Source organism: Halorubrum cibi (assembly GCF_900182635.1).
Taxonomy (GTDB): Archaea; Halobacteriota; Halobacteria; order Halobacteriales; family Haloferacaceae; genus Halorubrum; species Halorubrum cibi.
This window is the reverse complement of the sequence record NZ_FXTD01000009.1, coordinates 118,748-145,181: the sequence shown is the minus strand read 5'-3', so window position 1 is coordinate 145,181 and position 26,434 is coordinate 118,748. Positions and strand designations below refer to the sequence as shown.

Here is a 26,434-nt window from a genome sequence, read left to right as displayed (position 1 = left end):
CAGTTCCGTGAGATTGTCTTGATGTTCGCCATCACCAACATAGAACCGCTGTGTGAGCCGCTGTGACCGTGACTCAGCATCTATTCAACACAGCACATGAGTCGGCATTCGAACTACTACTCTTTTACAATAGACTGATGGGAACGAATGTCGGTGCCGTAGCGACCACGGAATCTCTACACGAAACCATACGTACTTGTTAATCGAAACACCTCTACTGTACGATGGCAACCTGTGACGATTGCCGACTTCCAATTGAACGCTCACTGAGTACGGTGAAAAAACGTGTTCTCTGTGATCCATGTTCATCTCTCTATGATCTCGACTCTTCGATCCGGATGCGCCCGGTCGAACGTGACGATCTAGAGCTATTACTTGCGTGGAGATCGATCCCCGAAATATATCGGCACTTTCGTGTACAGGATGGACCACTCAACTGGGACGAACACGTCACGTGGTATGAATCACGATCCGACAGTCGCTATGATTTCTTGATACGGTACGAGAAACGACAAGTCGGTGTCGTCAGTATCGATTCTGATGACGAAGTTGGAATTTATCTTGGTGATTTCTCCGTACACGGCCACGGAATCGCAACGGCCGCGCTTGAGTGGATCTGTGACCGTTTCGCGGATCGCACTCCGTTTACCGCGGAAGTTCATGAAAATAACGAACCCTCGAAAAATCTCTTCAAAAATTGTGGATTCAAAAAGAATACCACAAATGGTGGTTGGATAAGGTACATCTATGAATCATAGTTTGCGAGATCCTCCCATTCTATGCCATCTCCTTTCCGAACGTCCTGATCGGCCGTCGTGCCAACTATCTCACCGTAGAATTTGGGATCAAGACCGGGTTTTCGTCCTCCCGGACGTAGCACCTTCAGGTTCTCCTCGGTCAACTCCTCGCCCCCCTCGATGTCTTCCACCGCATGGATCGCGCGGCGTGCCTTCTCGTGGAGTTCCCGTTCGACTTCCAGCACGCGCTTTTCGCCGGAGCCGAGAGCGGCCTCCGTGTCACGGATCGCCGTCACCATCCGATCCAGTTCGTCGGGTTCGAGCGCGAACTCGTGGTCCGGTCCCTCCATCGACTTGTCCAGCGTGAAGTGCTTCTCGACGACGCACGCACCGAGTGCAACCGCCGCCGCCGGAGCTGTCACGGGATCGAGCGTGTGATCGGAGAGCCCGGTCGGAACGTCGAACTCCTCGTGAAGCGTTTCGACCGCGCCGACGTTGATCTCGGAGATCGGCGTCGGATACGCGGCGACACACTGTAACAGGACGAGATCGGAAGCTCCCCCTTCACGGAGCGCCGCTACCGACTCCGCCACCTCATCCAATTCGTGAGCACCCGTAGACATGATGATCGGTTTCTCGGTCTCTGCGAGGTGCTCGAGGAAAGGGATGTGGCTGCTCGTGTAGGAGGCGACCTTCCAGGCGGGGACGTACTCGGTGAGTTCCGCGGCGGACCGCTCGTCGAACGGCGTCGACATGAACTGGACCCCACGCTCGAGACAGTAGTCGTGTAGTTCGGGGATCCACTCGTAGGGCATCTCCATCGATTCGATGATCTCGTAGATGGTTCGGTCGTCGTCCAGATACTCGACCTCGTCGCTCTCCTCGACGTATAGGTCCTCCGCCCGGAACGTCTGGAACTTCACCGCGTCGGCTCCGGCATCGGCGGCGACGTCGATGAGTTCTTTCGCAATATCGAGATCCCCGTTGTGATTCGATCCGGCCTCCGCGATCACGAACGCTGGCTCGTCCGGCCCGACGGATCGATCTCCGATGTGAAACTCGGCCATATCGTCTCTCCCGTGAGCTAACGAATAAAGTCATCCGATCGAACCATGACGCCTCGATATCGCGATCTCTAAGCTAGATGAGCCGTCAAAAAAGTGCTTCTGGGACCCGTTACGCGTGATACTCGTGGAGTCGACGCACGGCCGTGATTACGTCCTCGACGTCTTGGTCGTCCATCTCCGCGTGGAGGGGGAGACTCACTAGCCCCTCGTATACTCCCTCCGCCTCGGGGAACTCCCCTCGTTCGTATCCGAACTCCTCTTCGAAGTACGGGTGATAGTGGAGGGGCACGTAGTGGACCTGTACGCCGAGGTTCTCTGTGTGTAGCGCGTTGACGAACTCCTTCCGGTCACATCCGAATTCTTCACCGATCTCGACGGCGTACAGGTGATACATCGGGTCCGAGTTCGGCGCCTCCGGTGGCGTTCGGAATCCAGGCACGTCCGCGAACGCCGTATCGTATGCCGAGATGACCTCGTCGCGACGCGCCTTGAACGTCTCGAGCCGATCCAGTTGCGCGAGCCCGAGCGCCGCCTGAATGTCCGTCACGTTGTAGTTGTAACCCACCCCTTCGGACACCTGATACCAGGGCTCGTCTTCGTGGCCTTCCGGACCGTAGTCCATCTCGAACGACCGCAGTCGCCGAAGCCGAGCCGCGAGCTCGGCGTCGTCCGTGACGATCATCCCACCCTCGCCGGTGGTGACGTTCTTCACCGGATGGAAGCTGAAGACCGCCATGTCGCGCTGTGACCCGATGGGCTCGTCGTTCCACGTCCCGCCGAACGCGTGACACGCGTCCCAGATCACGGTCAAGTCGTGTTCGTCCGCGACCTCGAGGAGTCCCTCGATGTCCGCCGGATGGCCACCGTAGTGCATCGGAACGATCGCCTCCGTCTCGGGGGTGATCCGATCGCGAACCGCATCCGGATCGAGAGTCCGCCGGTGCGGGTCGATGTCCGCGAGGACCGGCGTCGCTCCGCAGTACGTCGCCGCATGCGCCGTCGAGACGAACGTCAGCGGGGTCGTGATGACTTCGTCGCCGGAGTCGAATCCGGCCGCACGCCCCGCGAGATGAAGCGCCGTCGTCCCCGACGTCGTCGCGATCGCGTGGTCCACGTCGACGAGATCGGCCGCCCGCTCCTCGAACGCCTCGACGGTTGGTCCACGCGTGATGTAATCGCCCTCCAGCGCCTCTACGACTGCCTGTTTCTCCGATTCGCTGATGCTCTGTGAGCCGTACCCCAACACGTCTTCGCGGATCGGCTCGCCGCCGTAGTGTGCCGGAAAGTCGCCCGTCATCCTGCGGTCTCCTCGCGTTCACGGAGCCACGATCGAAGGCGAGAGACTCCCTCCTCGAGCGTGACCTCCGGCTCCCAATCGAGCACCTCCTTCGCCTTCGTCGGGTCACAGAGCAGCTTCTGGACCTCGCTTTGCGGGTGGTGGTGTTCGACGTGCGTGACTTCCGTCCCGTCGGTCGCGATCAGCTCCGCGAGATCGTTGATCGACACGTCGGTTCCCGTCCCCGCGTTGATCACCTCGCCGACGGTCTCGTCGTTAAACGTTCCTTCGACGATGAACCGGGCGCAGTCGGTCGCGTACAACAGGTCCCGCGTCTGGGTTCCGTCGCCAAATATCTTCAGGGGCTCTCCTCGGATGTCGCGGCTCGTGAAGATCGACACGACGCCGCCCGCCATGCCGGTCTTCTGGTAGGGACCGTAGGTGTTGAACGGACGCAGTATCGTGACCGGGAGGTCGTACCCGTGGTAGTAGCCCTCGGCCATGTCCTCGGCAGCGAGCTTCGATCCGGCGTACGGTGAGGCTGGCTTCGTCGGGTGATTCTCACCGATTCCGTCCTCCGAGTCGACCATGTCGTACACCATACAGGTACCGACGAGGCCGAGTCGCGTGTCGTCCTCCCGGCACGCCTCGAGGACGTTCTGAGTACCGACCACGTTCGACTCGAAGTGCGCTTCCGGATCCTCCAGACTCTCTTGAACGTCGATCTCGGCGGCGAGGTGGATACACGCGTCCACGTCGTGTTCGAAGAGTCGATCGACGTCCGTCTTGGATCGAACGTCTCCTTCGTGGATATGGAACGCGTCGTCGTCTCGGAACTCCTCGATGTTCCGTTCGGAGCCGTTCGAGAAGTCATCGAGTCCGTAGACGGTGTGTCCCCGGTCGAGGAGCTCCGATACGACCCAGCGACCGATGAATCCCGCAGCGCCGGTGACCGCGACTGTTTCACTCATTGATCGTCTTGAGAGAACCGTTCGTCTCCAGGAGTGAGACGATTTCGTTTTTCGACAGCTTCTCGGCATCTTTCGAGGACAGCACGAGATCGTCCACTTCCTCGAACCCTTCCGGCGGGTTCGGCGTCCGGGTTTCGGTCGCCTCCGGAAGGATCGCGTACATCGACCCGTTTTCGTAGGCTCGCCGGGATTCGCGCTCGGTCATGACTTCCTCGTGGAACGTCTCACCCGGACGGGGACCGATGACCTCGATATCGATGTCCTCCGGTGCGTATCCGTACTGCGGGGCGAGCGTCTCGATCATCGCGTCCGCCAGGTCGGGGATCCGGATCGCCGGCATCTTGTAGACGAACACTTCGCCGCCTGTCGTCTTCTCGGCAGCGCCCGTGACGAGATCGAACACGTCGTCGTACGTGAGGAAGAATCGGGTCATCCGTTCGTCGGTCAGAGTGACCGGTCCACCCTCTCGGATCTGTTCGGTGAAAAGTGGAATCACGGACTGGGAGGACTTGATCACGTTTCCGAACCGGACGGACGCGAGGTCGATACCACTCCACCCAGTGTAGTTGTTCCCGGCCGTGACGAGCTTCTCCCCGAGCAGCTTCGTGGTTCCCATCGTGTTTGCCGGATGGACCGCCTTGTCGCTGCTCGTGAAGACGAACCGGTCGACGTCCGCGTCGATGGCCGCGTCGACGACGTTCTGGAGACCGAGTGCGTTCGTCTTCACTGCCTCGAAGGGATTGTACTCACAGATGTCGACGTGTTTCATCGCCGCCGTGTGGATGACGATGTCGACGCCGGACATGGCTCGTGAGAGGCGGTCGCTGTCCCGCACGTCTCCGGAGAAGAATCGGCACCGGTCGTCGGAGAGGGAAGACTTCAACGACGCCAATCCGGGTTCGCTGTTGTCGAGGATTCGAAGGATCCGCGGGTCGCGATCGAGTAACCGCGGAACGAGGGACCGACCGACCGACCCCGCTCCACCGGTCAAGAGCACGGTGTTGCCGTCAATCATCTATCTCGTATCTCCCGGACGGTACCAATCAAGCTATTGAATCCGATCGATACTCCGCGGAGAATTCAGAACGTCCATCGTAGCAGAGCTCGACCCGCTACTGGCTTCCCTACCCGGCTACTGGCTCGCCTGGATCCCGTACAGCTCCGCGTACTTCCCGCCTTCCTCGACGAGCTCGCTATGCCGTCCCGTTTCCGTGACTCGACCCTCCTCGATCGTGTAGATCCGGTCGGCGTTCTTCACGGTCGAGAGCCGGTGGGCGATCGTCACGATCGCGTAGTCGCGATCCATCTCCTCGATCGACCGCTGGACCTGCTTTTCGAGATTCGAGTCGAGGTCGCTCGTCGCCTCGTCGAGGATCAACACATCGGCGTCCTCGAGCAACGCACGCGCGAGCGCGACGCGCTGTTGCTGTCCGCCCGACAGTCGCACGCCGTCGTCGCCGAGCATCGAATCGTACCCGTCTGGGAGCTCACCGATGAACTCGTCGACCTTGGCGATCGAACACACTCGGTCGAGTTCTTCGTCCGACACCGCTCGGTTCCCGAGCGTCAGGTTGTAGCGGAGCGTGTCGTTGAAGATGAACGGGTCCTGTCTCACCATCGATAGCCGGTCGCGCCACCCCGCGATGTCCATCTCGTCGATCGGGACGTCGTTCGCTCGGATCTCGCCTTCGTCGACCGGGTACAGCCGGGCGAGAAGCGAGACGATCGTCGATTTCCCCGCTCCCGACTGTCCGACGAACCCGACGAACTCGCCCTTCTCGACGGTGAAGTCGATCCCGCGGAGCACCTCCTCTTCGTCGTCGTACGAGAAGTGGACGTCGTCGAACTCGATTTCCCGGATCTCGTCGGGCACCTCCCGACTCGAGCCGGTCGGTTCGTTGTACGTCGCCAGCTCGTCGGTGAACTGGATGGTGCGGACCAGGTGCGGGAGGTTGTTCTCGACCCGGTAGTACAGCGTGTTTACCTGACTTGCCTTCGGTCCGAGTCGGAACATCGCGAAGAGGAAGACACCCAGTTCGCCGACCGAGAGATTCGCGAACGTCAACGCGAGGTAGATGAGCACGAACACCGACACCGCGACGACGAGGTTGTAGAAGTTGTTGATCGCGGCCTCGTTGCGTCGGAGGACGATCCGCGATCGCGTGAACTGCTCGATCGCGTCCGTGAAGTCCTCGAAGAGCTCCTCCGCGAGCCCGAAGATCCGTACGTCGCGGATTCCCTGCGTCCCTGCCTGTGCGGCCTCCTGTCGCAGCTCGTTCGCTTCGGCGACCTCCTCTCCCACGTCGTACCCCGAGTCGATGACTCGCCGGAAGAAGACCGAGAAGCCGCCGAGGACGACGCCGGTGACGACCGTCAGCGTCGGCGCGATCACCAACGCGACGGCGAAGTAGATGCCGGCGAGAAACACCTGTTCGGTGAACTGGATCGCATATTGGATCACTCGCCCCGCGTAGTTCGTCTGCGTGACGATCGCGTTCAGGATGTCGTCAGAGCCCTCCCTATCGAAGTACTCCACGCGCGCGTTCAACGCGTTCCGGAACGCGCGCGTCTGGAGGTCCCGGATGTAGTAGGTCCGCAGCGCCTCGCGGAACCACGCGACCGCGAAGCTGGTCGTGTACCGAGCGACCATCACAGCCGACACGCCGACCACGACGTACCCCAGCGTGAAGGGGATCCCGAGCGTCTGGTAGACCGTGACGAACACCGCGAGCAGCCCCTCCGCCTCCGCAGCGGGGTCTTGGAGCTGGACGAGTTCGACGATCGGGAGGATGAAGCTCAGCCCGACGCCCTCGAGAACAGCGGCGGCGATCCCGAGGAGGACGACCGCCGCCGTGTACTTCGGGTTGTACCGTGCGACGTCGCGGAGGGCGTCGAGTTTCGCGCGTCTGGAGACCGGTTCGGGATCTGACGATGACATAGCAGTGAGTTGTTCCGGATTCCGGCGGCGACCCGAATAATATCGTCGGTCTCGTCGTGCGGATCGCTCACGTCCCTCACTACCACGGTCTCACAGACACGATGTTCGCTTCCTACGGATCAACTGCTATCGAAACGAGGGTGTCGACGATTTCTCACGGGATCCGATCCACAGCGCGGTCGAGCTCGGTGGGGGTCGACCACTCTACGACCCGTTCGCCCACCGCCGCCTCGAGGGCCGCCAGGTGGGACGCGACCATCCCGTTGCCGTAGAGCTCCTGGCGTTCCGTCGAACCGTCGACGAGGAGTTCTGGCTTGACCACAATATACACGGGAGCTTCGAATTCCACGGCCGGAGCGACGATATCGAAGACGAGTTCTTCTGATCGTACAAAGCCAGATTCACACGTGGTCAGCTCGATGCCATCGTCTTCTTTGGCGAACGAGTGGGTAGTGGCCCCGATGAGTACAAGCCGGACGAACCTGTCTGCGTCGAGTTCTAGTGGCCGCGCCATGCGGAGGCGAATTCGGAAGACGAGGTCCGAAAGCCGTCGACGTGATCACAGGTTCCGTGGATTCCGTCGAGATCGAACACATGGCTCGAACCCACACCCCTCGTTTCGTCTGTTCTTCTCCAGTTGAACACCCTCCACTCGTTTCGTGATGTAGTGTCGCGGCCCATAGTCTCAGAGATCAACCGGACACACCCCTCGTTTCGTCTGTTCTGCTTCCCAAAAGAGGGTTTCACGTCGATTCGGCTTCGATCGCATCCCGAGTTTCGAGGACGATGGTCGGATCGAGTGCTAACTCGTACTGGTAGTGGGCGCCACCTGCGCGTCCCTCGTTGTGTTCGGTCCGTTCGAGAAACCCCAGCATGGTGAGATCGGCGAGATGGTTCTGGATACTCTTGAGCGTGGTGAGCGGGTCTTGCTGCCTCCCTTCAGCCACGCGGACGTATGCCTGCTGTACTTGCTTCGACTTGGCGGGCGTCGAGCCGCCAACTTCGAGTTTCGCAAGCGCTTCGAGGATCAATTGGCCGTGCATGGTCTGATCCCGTAGTTTGTTCTCGACGCGACCGCGCTGAACGCGATCGACCGCGACCTCGATGTGTTCGTCCGTGATCTCGCTGGCACCGTTCTCCTCGGCAACGTCGCCGCCCTCTCGGAGCAGGTCGATGGCTTGCCGTGCGCTTCCGGTGTCCTTTGCTGCGTTGGCCGCGGCGAGTTTGATCGCCGAATCATCCCACGCGTCCTCGATCAACGCTTTCTCCGCTCGTGTCGTGAGAATCGATCGAAGCTCGTCGGCATCGTACGGTGAGAACGCGATCTCTTTTTCCATCAGCGTATCCTTCACCTTCGGACTCAGCGAGGAACGGAACGCGTAGTTGTTGCTGATCCCGATGACGCCCACTCTCGAGGCGGTCAGATGATCGTTCGCGCGTGCTCGCGGGAGCTCATACAGTAGTGTGTTCGGATCGGAGAGATGATCTATCTCGTCGAGGACGAACAGATACGTCCCGCCGTTCGAATCCATCTCCTCATAGAGTGTCTCTAGTGCGTGTGCCGTCGAATGGCCGGTCTCTGGAAACGGCTCGCGGTTATCTCCACGGATACTGTTGATCAGTGCTCGAACCGTTCGATAGACCGTATCGTCGTTACAGTTCCGGAAATGGACGTGGAGTTCGTCCGCGTCGTCTCGACGCTTCACTTCAGCTTTGAGCGCCGTCATAATGTACTCCGTGACGGCGGTCTTTCCGACTCCTGTCTTCCCGTAGATGAACACGTTGGAGGGATTCCGACCGAACAAAACGTCCTTGAGTGCGGACCGGAAGGCATCGATTTCATCTTCACGTTCGACGATCTCGTCCGGCTGGTACTCCTCCGAGAGAATAGCCTTGTTCTCGAAGAGAGTATCCGTGATATCCGAGAAGAGATCTTCGCTCATGTGTTCCATCCGACAATCTATCTCTATATAAATCTGTGTATTCGTCTGTTTCATCTGCTTCGTCTTGGAATAGATTTTTCCAAAATCAAAAGAAGAAGTACCGAAAATACATCGATAACAGACGAAATGAGGGGTGTCCCTACTCGCTCTACTGGTGGAGTTTCTTGAAGCTTGATCCGAGACTGGCCACCCCATATACTGTCTCAAAGAACAGACGAAACGAGGGGTGTGTGTCTCACCAACCCATGTTACCGTCAATTCGAAGAACAGACGAAACGAGGGGTGTATGTCTCATCCGTCTTCTGGCGGAACAGGCCAAGTGCCTTGGAGCTTGACCCCGAGGCGGTTCACACTGGAACTGCTCTCGAAGAACAGACGAAACGAGGGGTGTCTGAGTACTCTGGCGTTTCGATGTTGGCATTTGGTTGCGACGATTCGTTCAGCCGAAAACACCGGAGTGGAATGTATCTGAGACAGACGAAACGTACTCTGTCACTCCTCGAGCGACGAGTCATTTCTCGAAGGACCTCATCTCGAACGTACATCGCTCTCTCAACGATCTACAGACGCCGTGGCGTCCGAATCCGAACGCCTTCGAAAGGGGAACCGTTTTACTCCCCGCCTAATACCCATGGGATAATGCGATTCACGGGTGGTCCCTCATGGAACTGATCGACGACGACGGCGACCTCTTTGGCGTCGTCAACGTCGTCGACGCGCTCGTCGTGCTGTTGGTCCTCGCGGTCGGCGTCGCCGGTATCGCGCTCGTGTTCTCCGATGATCCTGCGCCCGAACCCGATATCGACACCACGTATGCGACCCTCGACATGGGTACCCAGCCGACCTACATCGTCGAGGCGATAAACGAGGGCGACACCTACAGCCCGAACGACCTCTCGACGATGACCGTCACCGACGTCCACCTCACGCCACGCGGGGACGACATCGGCGTCACCCTTCGCGTCGAACTCCAAGGTGAACTCGGGAACGACGGTTCGATCGCCTACGGAGGCGCCCCGCTTCGACTCGGTCGGAGCCTCACGCTCGCGACCTCCCGATACGAGTTGAACGGACGAATTCGCGGTGTCGGCGAGGGCGACGCGCTCGAACGCGAGGAGACCACGGTCGTGCTCCGGGACACGCTCGCGACCGCGGACGCTGAGGATATCTCCCCCGGCGACGAGGTTCGCCTCGCTGGCCGGACGGTCGCGACGATCGGGAACGTGACCCAATTCGCGACCAACGACCCCGACCGTCGCCGGGTGTTCGTCGCGGCAACCCTCCAGACCCACCGACAGGGCGGAGACCGTCGCTTCGGCGGGAGTCCCGTGCGACGAGGGCAGGGCGTCCAGCTGTCGACCGCGGACTACACCATCAACGGGCAGATCGAACGCGTCGGCGGGCAACTCCAGCTCGGCTCGGCGTCCACCCGGACGGTCACCCTTCGGATGGATGACGTCCGTGACGACATGGCCGACGCGCTCGAACCCGGGATGGCCGAGGAGGCGGGCGGCGACACCGTCGCACGCGTGACCGAGGTCGACACTCGTCCCTCGCTCATCATCGCCACCGGCGACAACGGAACGGTCAACGTGGTTGACCACCCGATCGACCGCGAAGTGACGCTCACGACCGAGCTCCAGGTGCGCGAGACCGTCTCCGGCCCGCGGTTCAAGGGTGACCCGCTCCGGCAGGGCGAGACTGTCACTCTCGATCTCGGCACCGTCACCGTTCGCGCGACCGTCGTCAACGTCAGCGGCTAGTTCTTTTTCCGCTTGAGTTTCCGTTTCGTGGCGTCGATCTGAGATCATATCAACCACGTTCCCGCGCGATGAGTCCGGTGACTGTCTCGAATTCGGATGAGTCCTCTGAAGCAGAGTGGTAACGAACTCCTCCCCGATCGAAGAGATCCCTAGACAGTCACGACGTGGTGAGCGTCTCAGGGGAGAGTCGAGAAACGACGCCGTCGAAATCGTCGTCGAAACTCAGCACGGAATCGATCTCGTACTCGTTCACCATTGCGACGGTCATCGCATCGGTGAAACTGAGGGCTTGGTCGGAGTACGTCTGATGTATCGCCACGGCCTCCTCGAACCGATCCGATGAGGAGTGGAGCAACTCGATAGCATCTGGATACCCGTCACCGCGTATCCGTCGACCGACGGTGAGTGCGTCGGCGACGCTGTTCGTTCGTCTCTGTGTCAGTGTGACGACTTCGTCGTAGACGTAGTCGCTCGTCATCACCTGTCCGTACTCGGGTGACCGAAGGACTCGATCCAGTGCCTCCATCGCGGCGTCGTGGCGACTCGCATCCGTGTCGTGATGTGCGTAGAACACCCCAGTGTCGACGAAGACGCTCATCCGTAGAGGATCTCGTCGATGTCCTCTTCGGTTGTCTCGAGACCCGATGATGTCTTTCCCTCGTTGAATCGGCGGATCTCCTCTTCGGTGAGTGCTGTTTCTACGTCTCTAAACGAGTCGATGAACTCGGAACGGGACTCGATAGCGGACTCGATCAGTTGTGTGAGGATCTCTTGTTGCGTAACTTTCTTTCCAGTCTTCAGTTTGATCTCCGCCTGTAGCTCCTCCAGTTTGGATTTCGCATCCGCTTCCATTTTCACAGCCGTTGCCATACATCTTGGTTTCGTATAGAACCTAGTTAACCTTTCTACTAGTATTGCCTCCAACGAATTCCACAACCCGTCGAAACGAGACTGAAACGTACGACCCAATATCGATCGCTAGCCAGACACGCGAGCGAGACACCTACCCGAACCACGTCCCAGCGATCACAACCGGTTTGTCGCTCCACTCGATCGGTTTACTCGATGACGACTCGTGACGCGGACCGAGACGTCGCCGCAACCACCGGTGACTCCGGAAACGGACTGCTCTCGCGGGTGGGCTCCGGTTCGATTGTCCTCGATCGAGCCCGATCGGCCGGCAAGCGCGTCACGCACACAGTTCGCGCCTCGTGGCTGTATCGATGGCTCACGGCCGAGCCGGATCCGGAGGTGATCGTGATCGACCTCCGCGAGACGTGGACGGTTGGCCCCTTCCTCAAGATCCTCGACTGGGTCATCGATTTCCTGATCGGTGCCATGGAGGGTTCGATCTTTGCGAAGGCGGCCGGAGCCGCAGTGAGCCAAACTCGAAAAACGCCGCTGCGTGTCGGTGGCGGGTTCACGCTTCTCGCGGGACTGGCACTCTTCCTCGTCGCGGTCGCCGGCGACGCCGTCTCGACGACGCTTCTGGTGGGCGCGCTCGTCGTCTCCACGGTCGGTGCCGTGGGGCTGCGCGATCGACGGAGCTGGGGGGAACTCCGCGACACGCGCGTCGTCGAACTTCTCATCCGCGCACTCGAGCCGCCGGCTCCTTCGGAGGGGGCCGATGAATCGACTGATTCGGATGGTTCCGTTGTTTCCTCTGAGTCTTCCGACCCTGACGGACCCAGTTTGACGGAGCGTGACGCCTCGTCGAGCGACGCGGAATCGGACCTCGTCGCGGATGACGCTGCCGCAACGTCCGACGGTCCGGATCCAACGCTCTTTCCGGACGACGCGAGTGAATCATCGGACGACACGGATCCGACGTTTTCCCCGAATGATTCCGTGGACTCATCGGATGACACGAAATCGGAATCGGCATCCGACGACGGCCAACCCTGATCGCTGTTCGATTCATACGAATACGATCGTGATCCGGCAGCCGTTCGCGTAGTCACCGGATCCGCCACGTTGATTGTATCGGTACCAACCACGTGTGGACCGAATCGGCGTCGTTTAAGTACTCGGATCGCGCGAGTGTGAGACGTGACGGACACCCTCCTCATCGCGGTCCTCGCCGGGATCGTCCAAGGCGTCGTGGAGTGGCTTCCGGTCTCGAGTCAGGGGAACCTCGCGTTGTTCCTGACGTTCGTCGGCACCCAACCGGACGCCGCCCTCCAGCTCGCGCTCTTCTTACAGGTCGGGACGACGCTCTCGGCGGCGACGTACTACCGCACGGAGATCCTGACCGCGCTGCGCGCGACGCCCGACTGGCGGCCCGCCGGAGCGTACGACGGCGACAACGCGCTCGTTTCGTACATCGTCCTCGCCAGCGCGATGACCGGCCTCGTCGGGATCCCGCTGTACGTTTTCGCCGTCGATCTGGCCGGTCGCCTCACCGGCGGCGTGTTCATCGCCGTTATCGGCGTTCTGCTGATCGCGACCGGCGTCTTGACGTACGCCTCCGAGTCGGTATCGATGGGGGGGAGCACGGAGCCGACGCTCGTGGACTCGCTGCTCGTCGGTGCCGTCCAGGGCGTCGCGATCCTTCCGGGAATCTCGCGTTCGGGGGTGACGACGAGCGCGCTGTTGTTCCGGAGTTACGACCCGCCGGCGGCGTTTCGTCTGTCGTTCCTGCTCTCGATTCCCGCGAGTCTCGGCGCAGCGGTCCTGACGCTGCTCGATGCTGGAGGATTGCCCGGGATCGAACCCACCTCGGCCGCCGTCGCACTCATGGTGAGTGCGATCGTCGGCTACGTCACGATCGACGCGCTGATGCGGGTGGTCGAGCGAGTCCCGTTCTGGGCGGTCTGTTTCGGGCTCGGCGGGCTCGCGATCGTGGGCGGTGGCGTCGTCTCCCTGGTCGTGTGAGGAGACGCCGAGGTCACACTACGATCGATTCGATCGGAGGATGAAGCGTACTGCGTGAATTCCGTCATTTGATCTCACGGATCGGCCGTATGAGGCTCATCGAGGCGAAATTTCTCGAATCGGAAACTTCCAGTGTCGTAACCGATATATGATCGACCGGGTTGAGTACGAGTATCCCGCAGCGCGTGGCCGTCTGTCGGTCGCGCGGGTACGAGCGTCGGCGTTAGCGACGCGTGAGCATCCGCGCTAGCGGCAGCACTGGCACTCGCGGGTCCATACATGACACGTCAGAACTCGCTTCGGATCGTCGTGATCGTTGCCGTTCTAACTACCACCGTCTCCGTCGTCGGATTGGGGAGTTCTTTGGTGGCTGGATATCCCTACAATGTTGGGGGCGTAGAAAATATTGGAATTGGTCCTAGTGAAAATCAAGTCATTTCAGATATTACGGTTCGTAGTGATTCAGATCCAGTTTCAATTAATGTTGGTGAATTAGTAGATGCTGGTGCCAAATTGGATCAGAATTCATCATCATATGATATTACAAACGGCCAATCAGCAAGCACTGATGAAGTAAAAATAATAAATTCAAACACTTCTGAAGCTACTATCATAATTGAACCATCCGCACTTGAGGGATTTTCTACATTTGATCTTGTAATATCTGGGATCGACACTACGGAAGTTAGTCTGGATCCGGGTTCAGAATCTACGATTAATTCTGAAATTGAATATCAAATTGTTCAAAATGGAGTTACAGCACGATCTTCATTTACTCTTTCTTCTTCTTCTTTTGTTTCTATCAAATCATATGATGGATATGAGAATTTGGTTAAATTAACAAATGTTTCTCTTGAGAATGAGACTGAAAATCACATTGTGATTTGGAAACTTGGAAAGAATGGTGAATTAAATAAACCACTCGGAGAAGTTCAAGGACAACAAGACAATGTCACGATCGAAATCAATAACATTAAAAACGATACTCAAATTGCTGCAGCGGTACATCCTGGTGCTTCTACTCCAGATTATGAGACTGTTTACGCGATAAATTCGACAACAATTGAAGTCCCAATACAATTAGCAGTTGAGCGAACTCCGATCCATTATATTCCACATGAAAATAATTTGAACTATCTGAATAATAGTATAGTTGAGATTATCTTCAACAGTAATATATCAAATAGTGGAGAAGTTGTTCTTGAGTTTGAGAATTCACAGAGTGAAGTCATTGATTTAGAAAATTCTACAAACAAATATAGTATCCAGAATCATAGATTATTATTGTATCCTTCAAAATTTGATTTAGAATATAACAAGCGTATATTAGGTGATATTCAGGGTATTACTTTAAATAACATTCATTCCAAAAATGATGATTATCCAATCAAAAACAATTCATATAATGTAAATTTTCTCAGTAAAACAATTTCAAATGGATCAAATGTCACGGTTTCGAAAGGTGATTCTCTTGGATTCGAAATTGATGAACTCGGTCCATCCCAAATCCAACTGAGTAATGAATCTAATGAGATCTATCTCAAGACAGATCTACCGACCCAGATAATTCCATATAATTCGACAGAATTGACTGAAGATAGCTATTTTGTCTCCGGTTCTTCATTCATAAATGAAACTATAATATCTGTTGAAAAACAAGAACTAATTCCGAAATTAGAGAGATCTGTATTCTGGAGTAACGAAAACATTCCTGTATCTGCCCAATCATTTCCAACGAACCGGGCCGTATCAATTGAATTGAGGAATGCATCTAATAATCTTATGGCACAAGAATCAATATTCATTGATAGATCTGGTATCGGAAACACATCATTTGATCCACAGCCTTCCGGAAATTATACAATTTCTGTGGTTGATGAATATTCTCAAATAAAATCTCTACATACTATTCGAGTTGTTGATCCTGATCCTCCAGGGATCTCTGTAGATAGTGTTGAGAAATCCGTGGGAGATGTAATCGAATTTGATATTATTCCTAGCTCATACTCTAACACAACCAACATAACGATCACCGAATCGAACAGTGACGAGCCCATAGCCACAGCGAGCGTTACGACGCCTCGTGCGGAACCAACCACGCTCCGGTTCAACACCTATGCGGCGGGTGATCCCGAGCTCGCGGACGACCTCTTCACTATCGACGGACCGGGAACGATCGAATCGGCCACGACTTCGACAGTCGACGGCGCGATCTCATCGGGCGAGTACGAGATCACGGCAACTGCGACCCCGAACGGACCGACTGACACCGCGACCATGACCCTTCGAAACCGATCGATGGACGATCTCTCAGTGTATTCGACCGCGGAGACCGATGCTCCCGCTTTCAGTACTTCAGTGACGATCACGGACGCGATCGCGAACGGGACGCTCAACTCCACGGAAACGGTCACCAGCGACGAGACGGTCGTCTATTCGCTCGACGCCACCGGTCTCTCCGGCTATACTGCGGTCCGCGATCCGACACTCTCGACGGGCGCGGATCTCGACCGACTCGCCGGCCTCGAATTCTCGATCTCGAACGCCACGGACGCCGGAACGAACGCGACGCCCGTCGCGACCGCGAACGGCACGACGGTTCTCACTCACGAGACGGGCCTGTTCCTCGTCGGTAACGCCAGCGAAACGCTCGACGAAACCACCGAGACGACCGCCGAAACCGATCTCGTGGCGACGTTCGACGTGCTCGACGACCGCCTCCGCGCGGCCGCCGGATCGAAGACGTCCCACGTCGCCTCCACGCCGTTCACGTACGCTCGGAACACGACCGAGCTCGACGGAACCGACGGTTCCGACGGGACTGCCACCTCCGATGTCGACTCATCGAGCGACGGAACCGGGACGACGGAGACCACTGACGGTAGCGGCGACGGCGGAACCACTGATCGAACCGAGGAGACGACCGATGAAACCACTGAAACCACCGGAAACGCTGAATCCACCGAAACGACCCAGATCGATACCAGTGATGAGATCGACGGCGTGAGTTCCACGTCCACCACGGAGGACGCTCCGACCGAGGAAGGAACGACGGACGACGATGTGGCCGGCGACGATACGACCGTCGATGACCCGACCGTCGATGACGCGACGGACGGCGCGACTGCGGTCGGAGACGGCGGCGGAAACGATCCGGACTCGGGAGGATCGAACTCGATCGAGACCAACGGTGGGACGGATATGGACGGTACGACCGATGGAACCGGAACCTCCGTCGGAACCGACGCGGGAGAGATCGATAGCGGTGACGGCGGAGGAAGTGGTGGTAGTGGGGGTGGAGGCAGTGGTGGTAGTGGCGGCGGTAGCGGTGGAAGCGACGATGGTGTACACACCGGAGACGGTGGCACTCCGTCCACTCCCGGCGAAGAACCGAAACCGGGATCGAGCCCCAATGCGGACGACGGTACGGGCCCTTCGAGCGATCCCGATGAAAACCCGCCCGGCCTTGACGGGTCCGAGGACGACCTCACTGGATCGGAGTCTCGATCGAACGCCGCGGACGACGCGACGAACGTCCCGCGCATTGCTCCGTCTCGAGCGCCGTCGATCCGCGCGGCCGAGGAACGTGTACTCCGCGATCGGAAGGAGATCGGTCCCCGACCGGTGGCGGATCCGAACGCTCCCGAGGAGGCCGAGTACGTCTCACGCTACACGGAACACGAGCGAGCGACGACGTTCGCCGCGTCAGGGGAAGCAAGCGAGCACGACGGTACTCCGGCGGGCCCTCAGGCGATCGGCGGGTCCGACGCATCCGATCCCTCCACCCCGGCCGACGGCGACCGATCCGAGCGACCGCCCACCTTCGAGGAGGCTCCGTTGCGTTCGACCGCGTACGACGTTCCGGGCTTCGGCGTCGACACCGCCCTCCTCGCGCTCACGATCGCGAGCCTGTTCGCCGCCCGTCGAGGAGACGGGTGACCAACGTGCCGGTCGTCGACTCGCGGGCCGTCGACTCGACGGCTGTCGGCTCGCCGGCCGCGGCTCCGGCGGTATCCTTTTGCTGTCGCGATGCCTGTCGCCGATCATGAGCGTCACGATCTCACCCCCGACCGAACGAACCTGCGAACTGTGCGGCCGCGCCGAGCGCTGGGACGCCGACGCGGAAGGATGGCGGATCGACGGGGAAGCCGGTGACGTCTACTGTATCCACGACTGGGACGTCAACGGGACGTACGCACCGCTCGAAGAATAGTTGACGAACGTCTCTCATGATCGCTTTTTCGTCGATTTTCACTGTGTTATATCGGGAATCCACCCATATAAACACGCATTTCCGGACGGAATATGATCGATCGAGAATAGTGATAGATCGTACCAATCCCTTATAGATAATTACCTTATATTCCCTAATGTGTGTACGATGGATCCTACCCATATCAGGGTTATTCCTTTAACCCACGATTCGAGAGGAGGTGTATGACCAAGTCACGTAGTACCATCCCCGAGCCGGAGGCGGCCGGGGACGACCGCGACGCGGGACTCGCCTCCCCGACGGACGACCGCTCCAACTGCGGGATCGGCGGCGTCATCGACCTCGACGGCACGCCCGCACACGACACGGTACGCGACGCCGTTCGACTCTTAGAGAACCTCGAACACCGGGGAACCACGGGCGCGGAGGAGAACACGGGAGACGGGGCCGGGATCATGGTCGCACGACCCGACGCGTTCTTCGAGGCGGTCGTCGACGCCGACCTCCCCGAGGAGTACGCCGTCGGCTCCGTCTTCATGCCTCCGGAACCGGGCGTTCAGGCAGAGATCCACGACGTCATCGCCGAGGTGCTCTCCGTATACGGGCTGGAGGTACTCGCCTGGCGGGACGTCCCGACCGACAACGACGACCTCGGGGAGACCGCGATCGACTCGGAGCCGCACGTCGCTCAACTGTTCGTCGCCCCCGTCGAGGGTGCCGGACTCGCCGAGCGGTTCACCGACCCCTCGGCGGATCCCGACGCCGATCCCGACCTGCTCGGATTCGACCGCGCGCTGTACGCCGCCCGCCGCGAGATCGAGAACGTCGTGGGCGACGTCGACGGCGCGGGGCGCTTTTACGTCTGCTCGTTCGACCGCCAGCGCGTCGTGTACAAGGGGCTCCTCAAGGGGTCACAGCTCGCCGACTACTACCCGGATCTTCGGGACGAGCGGTTCGCGAGCCACGTCGCGTTGGTCCACGCGCGCTTCTCGACGAACACGCTCGGCGCGTGGCACCTCGCGCACCCGTACCGCAACGTGGTCCACAACGGCGAGTTCAACACGATCCGCGGGAACGTCAACTGGATGCGCGCCCGCGAGAACGACCTGGACCACCCGGCGTTCGGCGCGGAGCTCGAGACGATCCGCCCGGTGATCGACGATCCGAACCAGTCCGACACCGCCAGCCTCGACAACGCAGTCGAACTCCTCCTCCAGACCGGGCGCGACCTCCCGCACGTCCTGCGGATGCTCGTCCCCGAGGCGTTCCGCGACGACGACCTCATGGCCGAGGAACGCGCGGACTTCTATGACTACCACGCCTCGCTCGTCGAGCCGTGGGACGGCCCCGCGCTCGTCATCGGCTTCGACGGCGACCGCGTCGCGGGCGTGCTCGACCGCAACGGGCTCCGGCCCTGCCGCTACGAGGTCACGACCGACAACCGGCTCGTCGTCGGTAGCGAGGTCGGCGCGCTCCCGACCGACGCCGCGGACGTGACGCGCCGCGGCCGGCTCCAACCCGGCGAGATCTTCGTCGCCGACCCCGAGGAGGGGCGGATCGTCCCCGACGACGAGGTGTTCGACGACCTCACCGACGAGAAGTACGGCGAGTGGGTCGACGACGGGCAGGTCGAGCTCGACGCCCTCGTCGACGGGGACGGAGGGGACTCGGGGTTCGACGAACTCGACGGACGTTCTGACGACGGGGGCGAGCACACCGTCCGGGCTCACCAAGCCGCCTTCGGCTACACCACGGACTCGCTGAACCACCTCGTGGAGCCGATGGCGGAGGCGGGGAAGGACCCCGTCGGGTCGATGGGCGACGACACGCCGCTGTCGGTGCTCGCCGACGTCGACCGGCCGCTTTTCACCTATTTCAAACAGCTGTTCGCGCAGGTGTCGAACCCGCCGATCGACTACATCCGCGAGGAGCTCGTCACCTCGCTCGAGTCGCGGATCGGCAACCAGCGCAACCTGCTCGCGGAGACGCCCGAACACGCCCGCCAGATCGTCGCCGACTCCCCCGTCCTGTCGAACGCCGAGACGGCGGCGCTGAAGCGGCTCGACGGCGATTCGGGCTTCTCCGCGGAGACCGTCGACACCACCTACGACCGCGGCACGTCCCTCACCGACGCCGTCACCCGGATCCGCCGGGAGGCGTCCGACGCGATCGAGGCGGGCGCGGACGTGGTCGTGCTCTCGGACCGGGCGGTCGGTCCGGACCGGCTCGCCGTGCCCAGCCTGCTCGTCACCGGCGCGGTCCACCATCTGCTCGTGCGCAACGGTCTGCGGAACCGCGCGGGGCTCGTCGTCGAATCCGGCGAGCCCCACGAGGTCCACCACCTCGCCACGCTCGTCGGCTACGGGGCGGACGCGGTCGACCCGTACCTCGCGTACGCCTCCATCGCCGACGTGGTCGCCGGCCCGGACGGCGCGGACGAGGCGGACGCGCTCGCCGCCTACCGGGGCGCGTTGGAGGACGGCCTCCTGAAGACGATGGCGAAGATGGGGATCTCGACGGTCGAGTCCTATCAGGGCGCACAGATCTTCGAGGCGGTCGGGCTCGACTCCGGGCTCGTCGCCGAGTTCTTCGAGGGCACCGAGATCCGCACCGAGGGGATCGGTATCGAGGAGATCGAGGATGACCTCCGGACCCGCCACGCGATGGCCTTCGGCGTCGATCCGGAACTCGAAACGATCGGCGAGTACGAGAACCGCTCGTCGGGCGTCCACCACGGGTGGAACCCCCAGACGGTCGGGACGCTCCAGCAGGCGGTTCGCAGCGGCGATTACGAGCAGTACGGCGAGTTCGCCGACCTAGTCAACGACCAGTCCGAGACGCTCCAGACGCTGCGCGGACTCTTAGAGTTCGACTCCGACCGCGACTCGGTCCCGGTCGAGGAGGTGGAGCCCGTCGAGTCGATCGTCGAGCGCTTCTCGACGGCCGCGATGAGCCTCGGGAGCCTCTCGCCGGAGGCCCACGAGAACAACGCGATCGCGATGAACCGGCTGGGCGCGAAGTCCAACACCGGCGAGGGCGGCGAGCCGCCGGAGCGGTTCGACACCGAGAAGGAGTGCAACGTGAAACAGGTCGCCTCCGGTCGCTTCGGCGTCACGGCGGAGTACCTCGCGAGCGCCGACGAGCTCCAGATCAAGATGGCACAGGGGTCGAAGCCCGGCGAGGGCGGTCACCTCCCCGGCGAGAAGGTCAACGAGATGATCGCCCACGTCCGGTGTTCCACGCCCGGCGTGGGGCTCATCTCCCCGCCCCCGCAACACGACATCTACTCGATCGAGGACCTGAAACAGCTCATCTTCGACCTGAAGGCCGTGAACCCCTCGGCCGACGTCAACGTGAAGCTCGTCTCGGAGGCCGGGATCGGTACCATCGCGGCGGGCGTCGCGAAGGCGAACGCCGACGTGGTCCACGTCTCCGGACACTCCGGCGGCACGGGCGCGTCGCCGAAGACGTCGATCAAGAACGCGGGGCTTCCCTGGGAACTCGGACTCGCGGAGGCGAATCAGATGCTGCGCGCGACCGGGCTGCGCGACCGGATCCGCATCGCCGCCGACGGCGGGCTCAAGACCGGCCGCGACGTGGCCGTCGCCGCGGCGCTCGGCGCGGAGGAGTACGTCTTCGGCACCGCCTCGCTCGTCACCTCCGGCTGCGTGATGGCCCGGCAGTGTCACGAGAACACGTGTCCGGTCGGCGTCGCCACCCAGCGCGAGGACCTCAGACAGCGCTTCCCCGGCCAGCCCGACCACGTCATCAACTACATGACGTTCATCGCCCAGGAGCTGCGCGAGCTCATGGCCGAGCTCGGGTTCACCGAACTCGAGGAGTTCGTCGGCCGGCCCGACCTCTTGACCCAACGCGAGACCGATCACGAGAAGGCGAGCCACCTCGACCTCTCGGCGGTGATCGCCGACCCGGCCGGCGACTCCCGCACCAAGACGCGCGCACAGACCCACGCCGGCATCGAGTCGCTGCTCGACTGGGACCTGATCGAGGAGGCGTCGCCCGCCATCGAGGACGGCACGCCGGTCGCGCTCACCCGCGACGTCGACAACGTCGACCGCGCGGTCGGCGCGACGCTCTCGAACCGGGTCGTCTCCGAACACGGCGGCGAGGGGCTCCCCGACGACACCGTCACCTGTCGGTTCGACGGGCACGCCGGCCAGAGCTTCGGCGCGTTCCTCGCTCAGGGGATCACGATGGAACTGGCCGGCGCGGCGAACGACTACGTCGGCAAGGGCCTCTCCGGCGGGCGGATCGTGATCTCGACGCCCGAGGACGCGGGCTACGACCCCGCCGACAACGTCGTCGCCGGCAACGTCTGTCTGTACGGCGCGACCGCGGGCGAGACCTACGTCAACGGCGTCGTCGGCGAGCGGTTCGGCGTGCGCAACTCGGGCGTGAAAGCCGTCGTCGAGGGCGTCGGCGACCACGGCTGTGAGTACATGACCGGCGGCGTCGTCGCCGTGCTCGGCGACACGGGCCGCAACTTCGCGGCCGGGATGTCCGGCGGCGTCGCCTACGTCTACGACCCCGACGACCGGCTCGGCGAGCGGCTCAACCGCGGGATGGTGTCGCTCTCGCGCGACCTCGACGCCAGCGACGAGGCCATGCTTCGCCGACTCGTCGAGAACCACCAGGCGTACACCGACAGCGACCGCGCCGCCGAGCTGCTCGACAACTGGGAGGACGCGCTCTCGGACTTCGTGCGCGTCTTCCCCGACGCGTACGCCGACGTGATCGCCGAGGGCACGGGAACTGACGTGCGCGAGGAGCCGCCCACCCCCGCCGACGCCGCGCCCGACGCCGCCCGCGACGCGACCGGACAGGTCTCGAGCGACGACTGAGTCGGCGGGCGTCCTCTCCTCTGTCTTCTCCTCGTCCGGCTCCGTTGGACTCCTCAGTCGAAGCAACGAGCGATCGCGGTGGCGCGCCCGGGAGCGGGCCGGCGGCCCGCGACCGGAACGCGAGGGACGCGGTGAGCGGAGCGAACCGCGAGGCTGGGGAGGCGTGAGGCTGCGGTGCTGTGCGGGGTGGGACTCAAAGGGGCAGCCGGCTCCGGGAAGACGGCCGACACAAGCACCGCAGCGAACGAAGTGAGTGAGGAGCCCAGCGAGGCCCTCGACTGGAGCCGGCTGGGGCTTTGGACGTGTTCACCGCGCCAGCAACGGTCCCGTTCTCATCGATCCGATCACTCACGAAACACCCGTTCTACTAGCACTCGAAACATGACGGCCGTTTCAGTTCAAGTCACATTTATGAAAGGACATCAACGAAGCCCTCGTCCGCTCACCCTCCTTCGTCGTGCTCTCCCCGGCCGTTCTCCCGTCCGCCCAACGACTTCGAGGGCGGACCGCTTAATACGCGCCGGGAGAACCCTCCCGCGTGGACGAACTCGTCGTGCGCACCGAGGTGTACGCCGATCCGGAGGCCGTCTACGAGTTCCTGCTGGACTTTCAGGGATACGCGCACTACTCCGAATACCTCCGTGAGGTCCGGACGCTCGCGGGCGACGGCGGCCCCGGAACCCGCTACGCGCTCACCTTCGCGTGGTGGAAACTCACCTACACCGCCCACTCGAGGGTGACCGACGTCGAACCGCCCGAGCGGATCGACTGGGAGATCACGAAGGACATCGACGCCGGCGGCTGCTGGCGGGTGACGCCGAGGGAGGGAGCCGACGGTGAGGAGTCCGGCGAGAGCGACGAGCCGACATGCGAGGTCGCTCTCGAGGTCGAGTTCGATCCGGGGTCGGCGAGCCCGGACGCACTCGATCTCCCACGGCTCGTCTCGTTCGACTGGGTGTTGAAGAAGGCGATCCCGCTCATTCGCGGGGAGGCCGAGCGAGTGATCGAGCGGGCGGTCCGGGATCTGGAAGGATCGACTCGGGACGTCGACCTCGAGGTGTACGTCGACTCGGATCGGATCTGAGTCGTCGCCGGCACGGCTCGACCCCCTGATCCCCGAGTCGAAGGCCTTAATATACGCACCGGGGAACTGGTGGATGCGTACGAGGGCTCGTAGATCAGTGGTAGATCATCCCCCTGGCACGGGGAAGGCCCGGGGTTCAAATCCCCGCGAGTCCATCCCGATTCCTCCGTCGTACCGATTGTTCTCAAACAGACAGTAGAAACTCTCTACGGCGAATCAACGGCAAAATCGGGTGTCGCCGATGTCCCATCTGAAAACATAGTTCTTGCGGACCCCGAAGGCGGGTCGACGCCGTCGGGCGATCGTGAATGGGGGAACGCAGCATGACGGAAACCGAGGAGACGCTTCTCGATCCCGTTTGCTGTGAGTTCTGCGGCCTCCCCATCGACGAGGGAGAACGCGAACAGCGTCCCGAATTGACAGCCTCGCCGCACTGGTCGCGATGTTCGAGTATCCGAGCCGTCAGAACCGGACAGGTAGACGTGTGACTGTATCAACGATGCTCGTCGATCCAGTAGCACCACGCGTCGAAGTCCTCTGCGCCGCACTGCTCGGCAATCGACTGAAGCGTTCCGATCTTCACCCGGTCATGAAGCGGGACGGTGACGGTTCGAACCTCGCCGGTGTCGGAGTTCGTGTACTTCAGAATCGCGTGGCTTCCGCGCTGGCGGTCCTTGCGGTAGTTGACCGAGGTGAGGACGTTGACGATCTCTCGACCGGAGAAATTTCGCGGCGGGCCGCTCATCCCTCGAACCAGGGAGCGTCCGGTTCCGGCGCGGGCGTATCCGCCTCACGGGCTTCTTCCGTCAGTTCGATCGCCTCGTCGAGGTTCGCAAGCGCCTCCTCGCGCGTCTCGCCTTGGCTGGCGACGTTCAACTCCTGGTCGATCGCCGACCAACCGCCCTCGTCCTCCTCGATCAGGCGGATCTCCCGGCCAGTACTCATAGGTGATAGTAGTAGTTACCACGGAATAAGCGTTCTGTCGCTACGCAAAGATCAGATAGAAGCCGGGGATCAGTGTCACCAGCAGGCCACCCCAGATCAGCACCTTGGACAGATCGAACTCGCCGGCCGTCGTCCAGAATCGATTGATGTTCATTCTTATTCTCCCTTATTGAGTTCTCACTCCGCTGATATATCTCGTTCCCAGTCCGTGTCGCCGTTCATGACCGCCGTTCCGAGGGGTCCGTGGTACTTGGCTTGATTCGTGTGAGTAGGTTGCGAGCACCAGACGCTCACCGAACCTCGAGCCGCAACTCCACGTCCGCGCCGTCGGCGAGCGCGGCCACGAGGTCGCGGTCGAGGTCGGCGGCGGCCGCGTCGGCGTCGACCAAGATCGTCCGCTCGTCGTCGGAGTACTCGCTCGTCCGGCCGACCATCGACCGATCGTCGACGAGCGCGAGACCGGGGTCGCCCCGGCCGACGATCGTCTCCGTGTGCGTCTCGCCATCCTCGGCCTCGACCGTGATCGTCGCCGCGATCGTCGCGTCCGGATCCTGACACGCCTCCCGGAACGCCGCGGAGAAGTCCCGCGGGGTTCGGTCGGCCGCGACGCCGAGGATACAGTCGCCCGCGGGCGTGAGCCAGTCGTCGGTCGTGAACTCGAAGGTGCTCGCGTGCTCGGCGGTGACGTTCTCGTGGCCGCGCGCGCGGACGACCTCGACGTGTTCGACGCGCGGGTCGCCGGCGGGGTGGTCGTCGACGGGGTCCTCGTTCATGCCCGCCCGTCGGCGACGACGCGACAAGTGATCGTCGCTTCGGGCCTCGACGCTTGCGGCCCCTCCCTTCAGACGTCCGCGCCCTCGGCGAGCGCGGGGACGAGCCTGACCGGGTTCTTCGCGAAGACGCGCCGCATCAGGTCCTCGGAGACGTCGAGAGTCAACACCTCCATCACCCCGACGTTCGGGTGGACGTGGGGCGCACCGGAGCCGAACACGACGCGGTCGGGGTGTTCCAACACGCCGCGTTCGAGGATCTCGCGGTAGCGGACGGCGCTCGTGTCGACGTAGAGCCGGTCGTGTTCCTCCAAGAGGTCGAGCGTCCGGTTCATCAGATCGGTGTCGAGTGGGTAGCCGCCGAAGCTGGCGAGCACGACCGGGAAGTCGTAGCCGAGCAGCTCGCGTTCGACCGCGTCCGGCGGGAAGCGCTCCCCGCCGTGGACGATGACGGGGAGGTCGGCCGCCTCCAACCGCTCGAGGACGTCCGCGTTCGGCAGTCCGTCGTACGGCGGCACGAGCGTGAACCCGTGAAACCGGTCGTCGTAGGAGTACTGCTCGACGTCGTCCGGGCGGGCGTGGTGGTCGTCGCGCTCGGCTCTGAGGTTGCGGACGGCGGAGACGGGGCCGCTCCCGGCGTCGCGGGGACCGTTGAGTCGGGCGAACGCGACGAAGGGACGGTCGACGGAGAGCCGGGCGACCGCGTTGTTGGCGCGGAGGTAGCTCCGTCCGGAGGCGCGGCGACCGGGACTCGCGACCGCGCGGACGATCCCCGCCTGGTGCATCTCGCGCTCGAGACGCTCCGGCGTGATGTCCCGACCGTGCGCGGCGACGGAGGCCTCGTCCGGGTCGAGAGAGGCGTGGGTGTCGACGATCCGGAAGTCGTGTTCCAACCCCAGCATTCGCGTGAGTATCCCACGCGCATCGCATGTGCCTGTCGGTCGACGTCGGCGCGGTCGCCTTTCCACCCGACCCGTTCCCTTCGGGCGAT

At 61.5% G+C, this 26,434-nt stretch carries 21 protein-coding genes and 1 tRNA gene; 9 read left to right on the top strand and 13 right to left on the bottom strand.

The window, feature by feature from the left end:
• Positions 1–224 precede the first annotated feature (224 nt).
• On the top strand, positions 225–758 hold the full coding sequence (locus tag FN829_RS16460; RefSeq protein ID WP_142987321.1) for a GNAT family N-acetyltransferase: 534 nt from the start codon (positions 225–227) through the stop codon (positions 756–758).
• Here the strand turns inward: FN829_RS16460 and FN829_RS12615 are convergent.
• The 7 genes from FN829_RS12615 to FN829_RS12585 form a co-directional block, all read right to left on the bottom strand.
• Positions 746–1,804, bottom strand: coding sequence for an N-acetylneuraminate synthase family protein (locus FN829_RS12615; protein ID WP_142987320.1), 1,059 nt, complete (start codon positions 1,802–1,804; stop codon positions 746–748). The genes FN829_RS16460 and FN829_RS12615 overlap by 13 nt on opposite strands.
• Positions 1,805–1,913: 109 nt before the next feature.
• Positions 1,914–3,101: a DegT/DnrJ/EryC1/StrS family aminotransferase gene (locus FN829_RS12610; RefSeq protein WP_142987319.1), complete on the bottom strand. Its 1,188-nt coding sequence runs from the start codon at positions 3,099–3,101 to the stop codon at positions 1,914–1,916.
• Positions 3,098–4,051 (bottom strand): dTDP-glucose 4,6-dehydratase, encoded by a 954-nt coding sequence (locus FN829_RS12605; protein WP_142987318.1) that lies wholly within the window; start codon positions 4,049–4,051, stop codon positions 3,098–3,100. The genes FN829_RS12610 and FN829_RS12605 overlap by 4 nt, the downstream gene beginning before the upstream one ends.
• Complete coding sequence (locus FN829_RS12600) at positions 4,044–5,066, bottom strand: polysaccharide biosynthesis protein (protein ID WP_142987317.1); 1,023 nt, start codon at positions 5,064–5,066, stop codon at positions 4,044–4,046. Before FN829_RS12600 ends, FN829_RS12605 begins: the two co-directional genes overlap by 8 nt.
• A gap of 117 nt (positions 5,067–5,183) precedes the next feature.
• A complete protein-coding gene (locus FN829_RS12595) occupies positions 5,184–6,989 on the bottom strand; it encodes an ABC transporter ATP-binding protein (protein ID WP_142987316.1) in 1,806 nt (601 codons plus the stop codon).
• A 154-nt stretch (positions 6,990–7,143) separates the two neighbouring features.
• Positions 7,144–7,503 (bottom strand): hypothetical protein, encoded by a 360-nt coding sequence (locus FN829_RS15930; RefSeq protein ID WP_185955753.1) that lies wholly within the window; start codon positions 7,501–7,503, stop codon positions 7,144–7,146.
• Between the two features lie 229 nt (positions 7,504–7,732).
• Positions 7,733–8,932, bottom strand: coding sequence for an orc1/cdc6 family replication initiation protein (locus FN829_RS12585; protein ID WP_142987315.1), 1,200 nt, complete (start codon positions 8,930–8,932; stop codon positions 7,733–7,735).
• Between the two features lie 662 nt (positions 8,933–9,594).
• On the opposite strand from FN829_RS12585, the gene FN829_RS12580 reads away from it, so the two are divergent.
• Entirely contained in the window at positions 9,595–10,695 is a 1,101-nt protein-coding gene (locus FN829_RS12580) for a DUF4330 family protein (protein WP_142987314.1), read from the top strand.
• 157 nt (positions 10,696–10,852) lie between these two features.
• Here the strand turns inward: FN829_RS12580 and FN829_RS12575 are convergent, their stop codons facing one another.
• Both FN829_RS12575 and FN829_RS12570 read right to left on the bottom strand, forming a co-directional pair.
• Complete coding sequence (locus FN829_RS12575; RefSeq protein WP_142987313.1) at positions 10,853–11,293, bottom strand: type II toxin-antitoxin system VapC family toxin; 441 nt, start codon at positions 11,291–11,293, stop codon at positions 10,853–10,855.
• The gene (locus tag FN829_RS12570; RefSeq protein WP_185955752.1) at positions 11,290–11,565 is read right to left on the bottom strand and encodes a hypothetical protein; all 276 of its coding nucleotides are present in this window, start codon (positions 11,563–11,565) and stop codon (positions 11,290–11,292) included. Before FN829_RS12570 ends, FN829_RS12575 begins: the two co-directional genes overlap by 4 nt.
• 195 nt (positions 11,566–11,760) lie before the next feature.
• Between FN829_RS12570 and FN829_RS12565 the strand changes: the two genes are divergently transcribed.
• The 7 genes from FN829_RS12565 to FN829_RS12540 all read left to right on the top strand — a co-directional run bounded on the left by FN829_RS12565 (position 11,761) and on the right by FN829_RS12540 (position 23,883).
• Positions 11,761–12,600, top strand: a complete 840-nt coding sequence (locus tag FN829_RS12565) for a hypothetical protein (RefSeq protein ID WP_142987312.1) — start codon at positions 11,761–11,763, stop codon at positions 12,598–12,600.
• 144 nt (positions 12,601–12,744) lie between these two features.
• Positions 12,745–13,569: an undecaprenyl-diphosphate phosphatase gene (locus tag FN829_RS12560; protein WP_142987311.1), complete on the top strand. Its 825-nt coding sequence runs from the start codon at positions 12,745–12,747 to the stop codon at positions 13,567–13,569.
• 279 nt (positions 13,570–13,848) lie between these two features.
• Positions 13,849–17,508, top strand: coding sequence for a hypothetical protein (locus FN829_RS12555; RefSeq protein WP_142987310.1), 3,660 nt, complete (start codon positions 13,849–13,851; stop codon positions 17,506–17,508).
• A gap of 106 nt (positions 17,509–17,614) precedes the next feature.
• Positions 17,615–17,782 (top strand): HEWD family protein, encoded by a 168-nt coding sequence (locus tag FN829_RS15925; protein ID WP_185955751.1) that lies wholly within the window; start codon positions 17,615–17,617, stop codon positions 17,780–17,782.
• Between the two features lie 224 nt (positions 17,783–18,006).
• Positions 18,007–22,644: a glutamate synthase large subunit gene (gltB, locus tag FN829_RS12550; protein ID WP_142987309.1), complete on the top strand. Its 4,638-nt coding sequence runs from the start codon at positions 18,007–18,009 to the stop codon at positions 22,642–22,644.
• Positions 22,645–23,182: 538 nt separating this feature from the next.
• Positions 23,183–23,728 carry an SRPBCC family protein gene (locus FN829_RS12545; RefSeq protein WP_142987308.1) on the top strand — a complete coding sequence of 182 codons (546 nt, stop codon included), beginning with the start codon at positions 23,183–23,185 and terminating at the stop codon, positions 23,726–23,728.
• 83 nt (positions 23,729–23,811) lie between these two features.
• Positions 23,812–23,883, top strand: a tRNA-Ala gene (locus FN829_RS12540).
• Positions 23,884–24,221: 338 nt separating this feature from the next.
• Here FN829_RS12540 and FN829_RS12535 read toward each other — a convergent pair.
• The 4 genes from FN829_RS12535 to FN829_RS12520 form a co-directional block, all read right to left on the bottom strand.
• Entirely contained in the window at positions 24,222–24,473 is a 252-nt protein-coding gene (locus tag FN829_RS12535; RefSeq protein ID WP_142987307.1) for a type II toxin-antitoxin system HicA family toxin, read from the bottom strand.
• Positions 24,470–24,673 carry a type II toxin-antitoxin system HicB family antitoxin gene (locus tag FN829_RS12530; protein ID WP_142987306.1) on the bottom strand — a complete coding sequence of 68 codons (204 nt, stop codon included), beginning with the start codon at positions 24,671–24,673 and terminating at the stop codon, positions 24,470–24,472. Before FN829_RS12530 ends, FN829_RS12535 begins: the two co-directional genes overlap by 4 nt.
• Before the next feature lie 290 nt (positions 24,674–24,963).
• Positions 24,964–25,446 carry a DUF371 domain-containing protein gene (locus FN829_RS12525; protein WP_142987305.1) on the bottom strand — a complete coding sequence of 161 codons (483 nt, stop codon included), beginning with the start codon at positions 25,444–25,446 and terminating at the stop codon, positions 24,964–24,966.
• A gap of 68 nt (positions 25,447–25,514) precedes the next feature.
• The gene (locus tag FN829_RS12520) at positions 25,515–26,345 is read right to left on the bottom strand and encodes an amidohydrolase family protein (protein WP_142987304.1); all 831 of its coding nucleotides are present in this window, start codon (positions 26,343–26,345) and stop codon (positions 25,515–25,517) included.
• Positions 26,346–26,434: the final 89 nt, after the last annotated feature.

What these genes read in the sequence shown, in the direction of transcription:
- FN829_RS16460 (WP_142987321.1), top strand. Translation starts at nt 225, where the DNA reads ATGGCAACCTGTGACGATTGCCGACTTCCAATTGAACGCTCACTGAGT.
- FN829_RS12615 (WP_142987320.1), bottom strand. Translation starts at nt 1,804, where the DNA reads ATGGCCGAGTTTCACATCGGAGATCGATCCGTCGGGCCGGACGAGCCA.
- FN829_RS12610 (WP_142987319.1), bottom strand. Translation starts at nt 3,101, where the DNA reads ATGACGGGCGACTTTCCGGCACACTACGGCGGCGAGCCGATCCGCGAA.
- FN829_RS12605 (WP_142987318.1), bottom strand. Translation starts at nt 4,051, where the DNA reads ATGAGTGAAACAGTCGCGGTCACCGGCGCTGCGGGATTCATCGGTCGC.
- FN829_RS12600 (WP_142987317.1), bottom strand. Translation starts at nt 5,066, where the DNA reads ATGATTGACGGCAACACCGTGCTCTTGACCGGTGGAGCGGGGTCGGTC.
- FN829_RS12595 (WP_142987316.1), bottom strand. Translation starts at nt 6,989, where the DNA reads ATGTCATCGTCAGATCCCGAACCGGTCTCCAGACGCGCGAAACTCGAC.
- FN829_RS15930 (WP_185955753.1), bottom strand. Translation starts at nt 7,503, where the DNA reads ATGGCGCGGCCACTAGAACTCGACGCAGACAGGTTCGTCCGGCTTGTA.
- FN829_RS12585 (WP_142987315.1), bottom strand. Translation starts at nt 8,932, where the DNA reads ATGAGCGAAGATCTCTTCTCGGATATCACGGATACTCTCTTCGAGAAC.
- FN829_RS12580 (WP_142987314.1), top strand. Translation starts at nt 9,595, where the DNA reads ATGGAACTGATCGACGACGACGGCGACCTCTTTGGCGTCGTCAACGTC.
- FN829_RS12575 (WP_142987313.1), bottom strand. Translation starts at nt 11,293, where the DNA reads ATGAGCGTCTTCGTCGACACTGGGGTGTTCTACGCACATCACGACACG.
- FN829_RS12570 (WP_185955752.1), bottom strand. Translation starts at nt 11,565, where the DNA reads ATGGCAACGGCTGTGAAAATGGAAGCGGATGCGAAATCCAAACTGGAG.
- FN829_RS12565 (WP_142987312.1), top strand. Translation starts at nt 11,761, where the DNA reads ATGACGACTCGTGACGCGGACCGAGACGTCGCCGCAACCACCGGTGAC.
- FN829_RS12555 (WP_142987310.1), top strand. Translation starts at nt 13,849, where the DNA reads ATGACACGTCAGAACTCGCTTCGGATCGTCGTGATCGTTGCCGTTCTA.
- FN829_RS15925 (WP_185955751.1), top strand. Translation starts at nt 17,615, where the DNA reads ATGAGCGTCACGATCTCACCCCCGACCGAACGAACCTGCGAACTGTGC.
- gltB (WP_142987309.1), top strand. Translation starts at nt 18,007, where the DNA reads ATGACCAAGTCACGTAGTACCATCCCCGAGCCGGAGGCGGCCGGGGAC.
- FN829_RS12535 (WP_142987307.1), bottom strand. Translation starts at nt 24,473, where the DNA reads ATGAGCGGCCCGCCGCGAAATTTCTCCGGTCGAGAGATCGTCAACGTC.
- FN829_RS12530 (WP_142987306.1), bottom strand. Translation starts at nt 24,673, where the DNA reads ATGAGTACTGGCCGGGAGATCCGCCTGATCGAGGAGGACGAGGGCGGT.
- FN829_RS12525 (WP_142987305.1), bottom strand. Translation starts at nt 25,446, where the DNA reads ATGAACGAGGACCCCGTCGACGACCACCCCGCCGGCGACCCGCGCGTC.
- FN829_RS12520 (WP_142987304.1), bottom strand. Translation starts at nt 26,345, where the DNA reads ATGCTGGGGTTGGAACACGACTTCCGGATCGTCGACACCCACGCCTCT.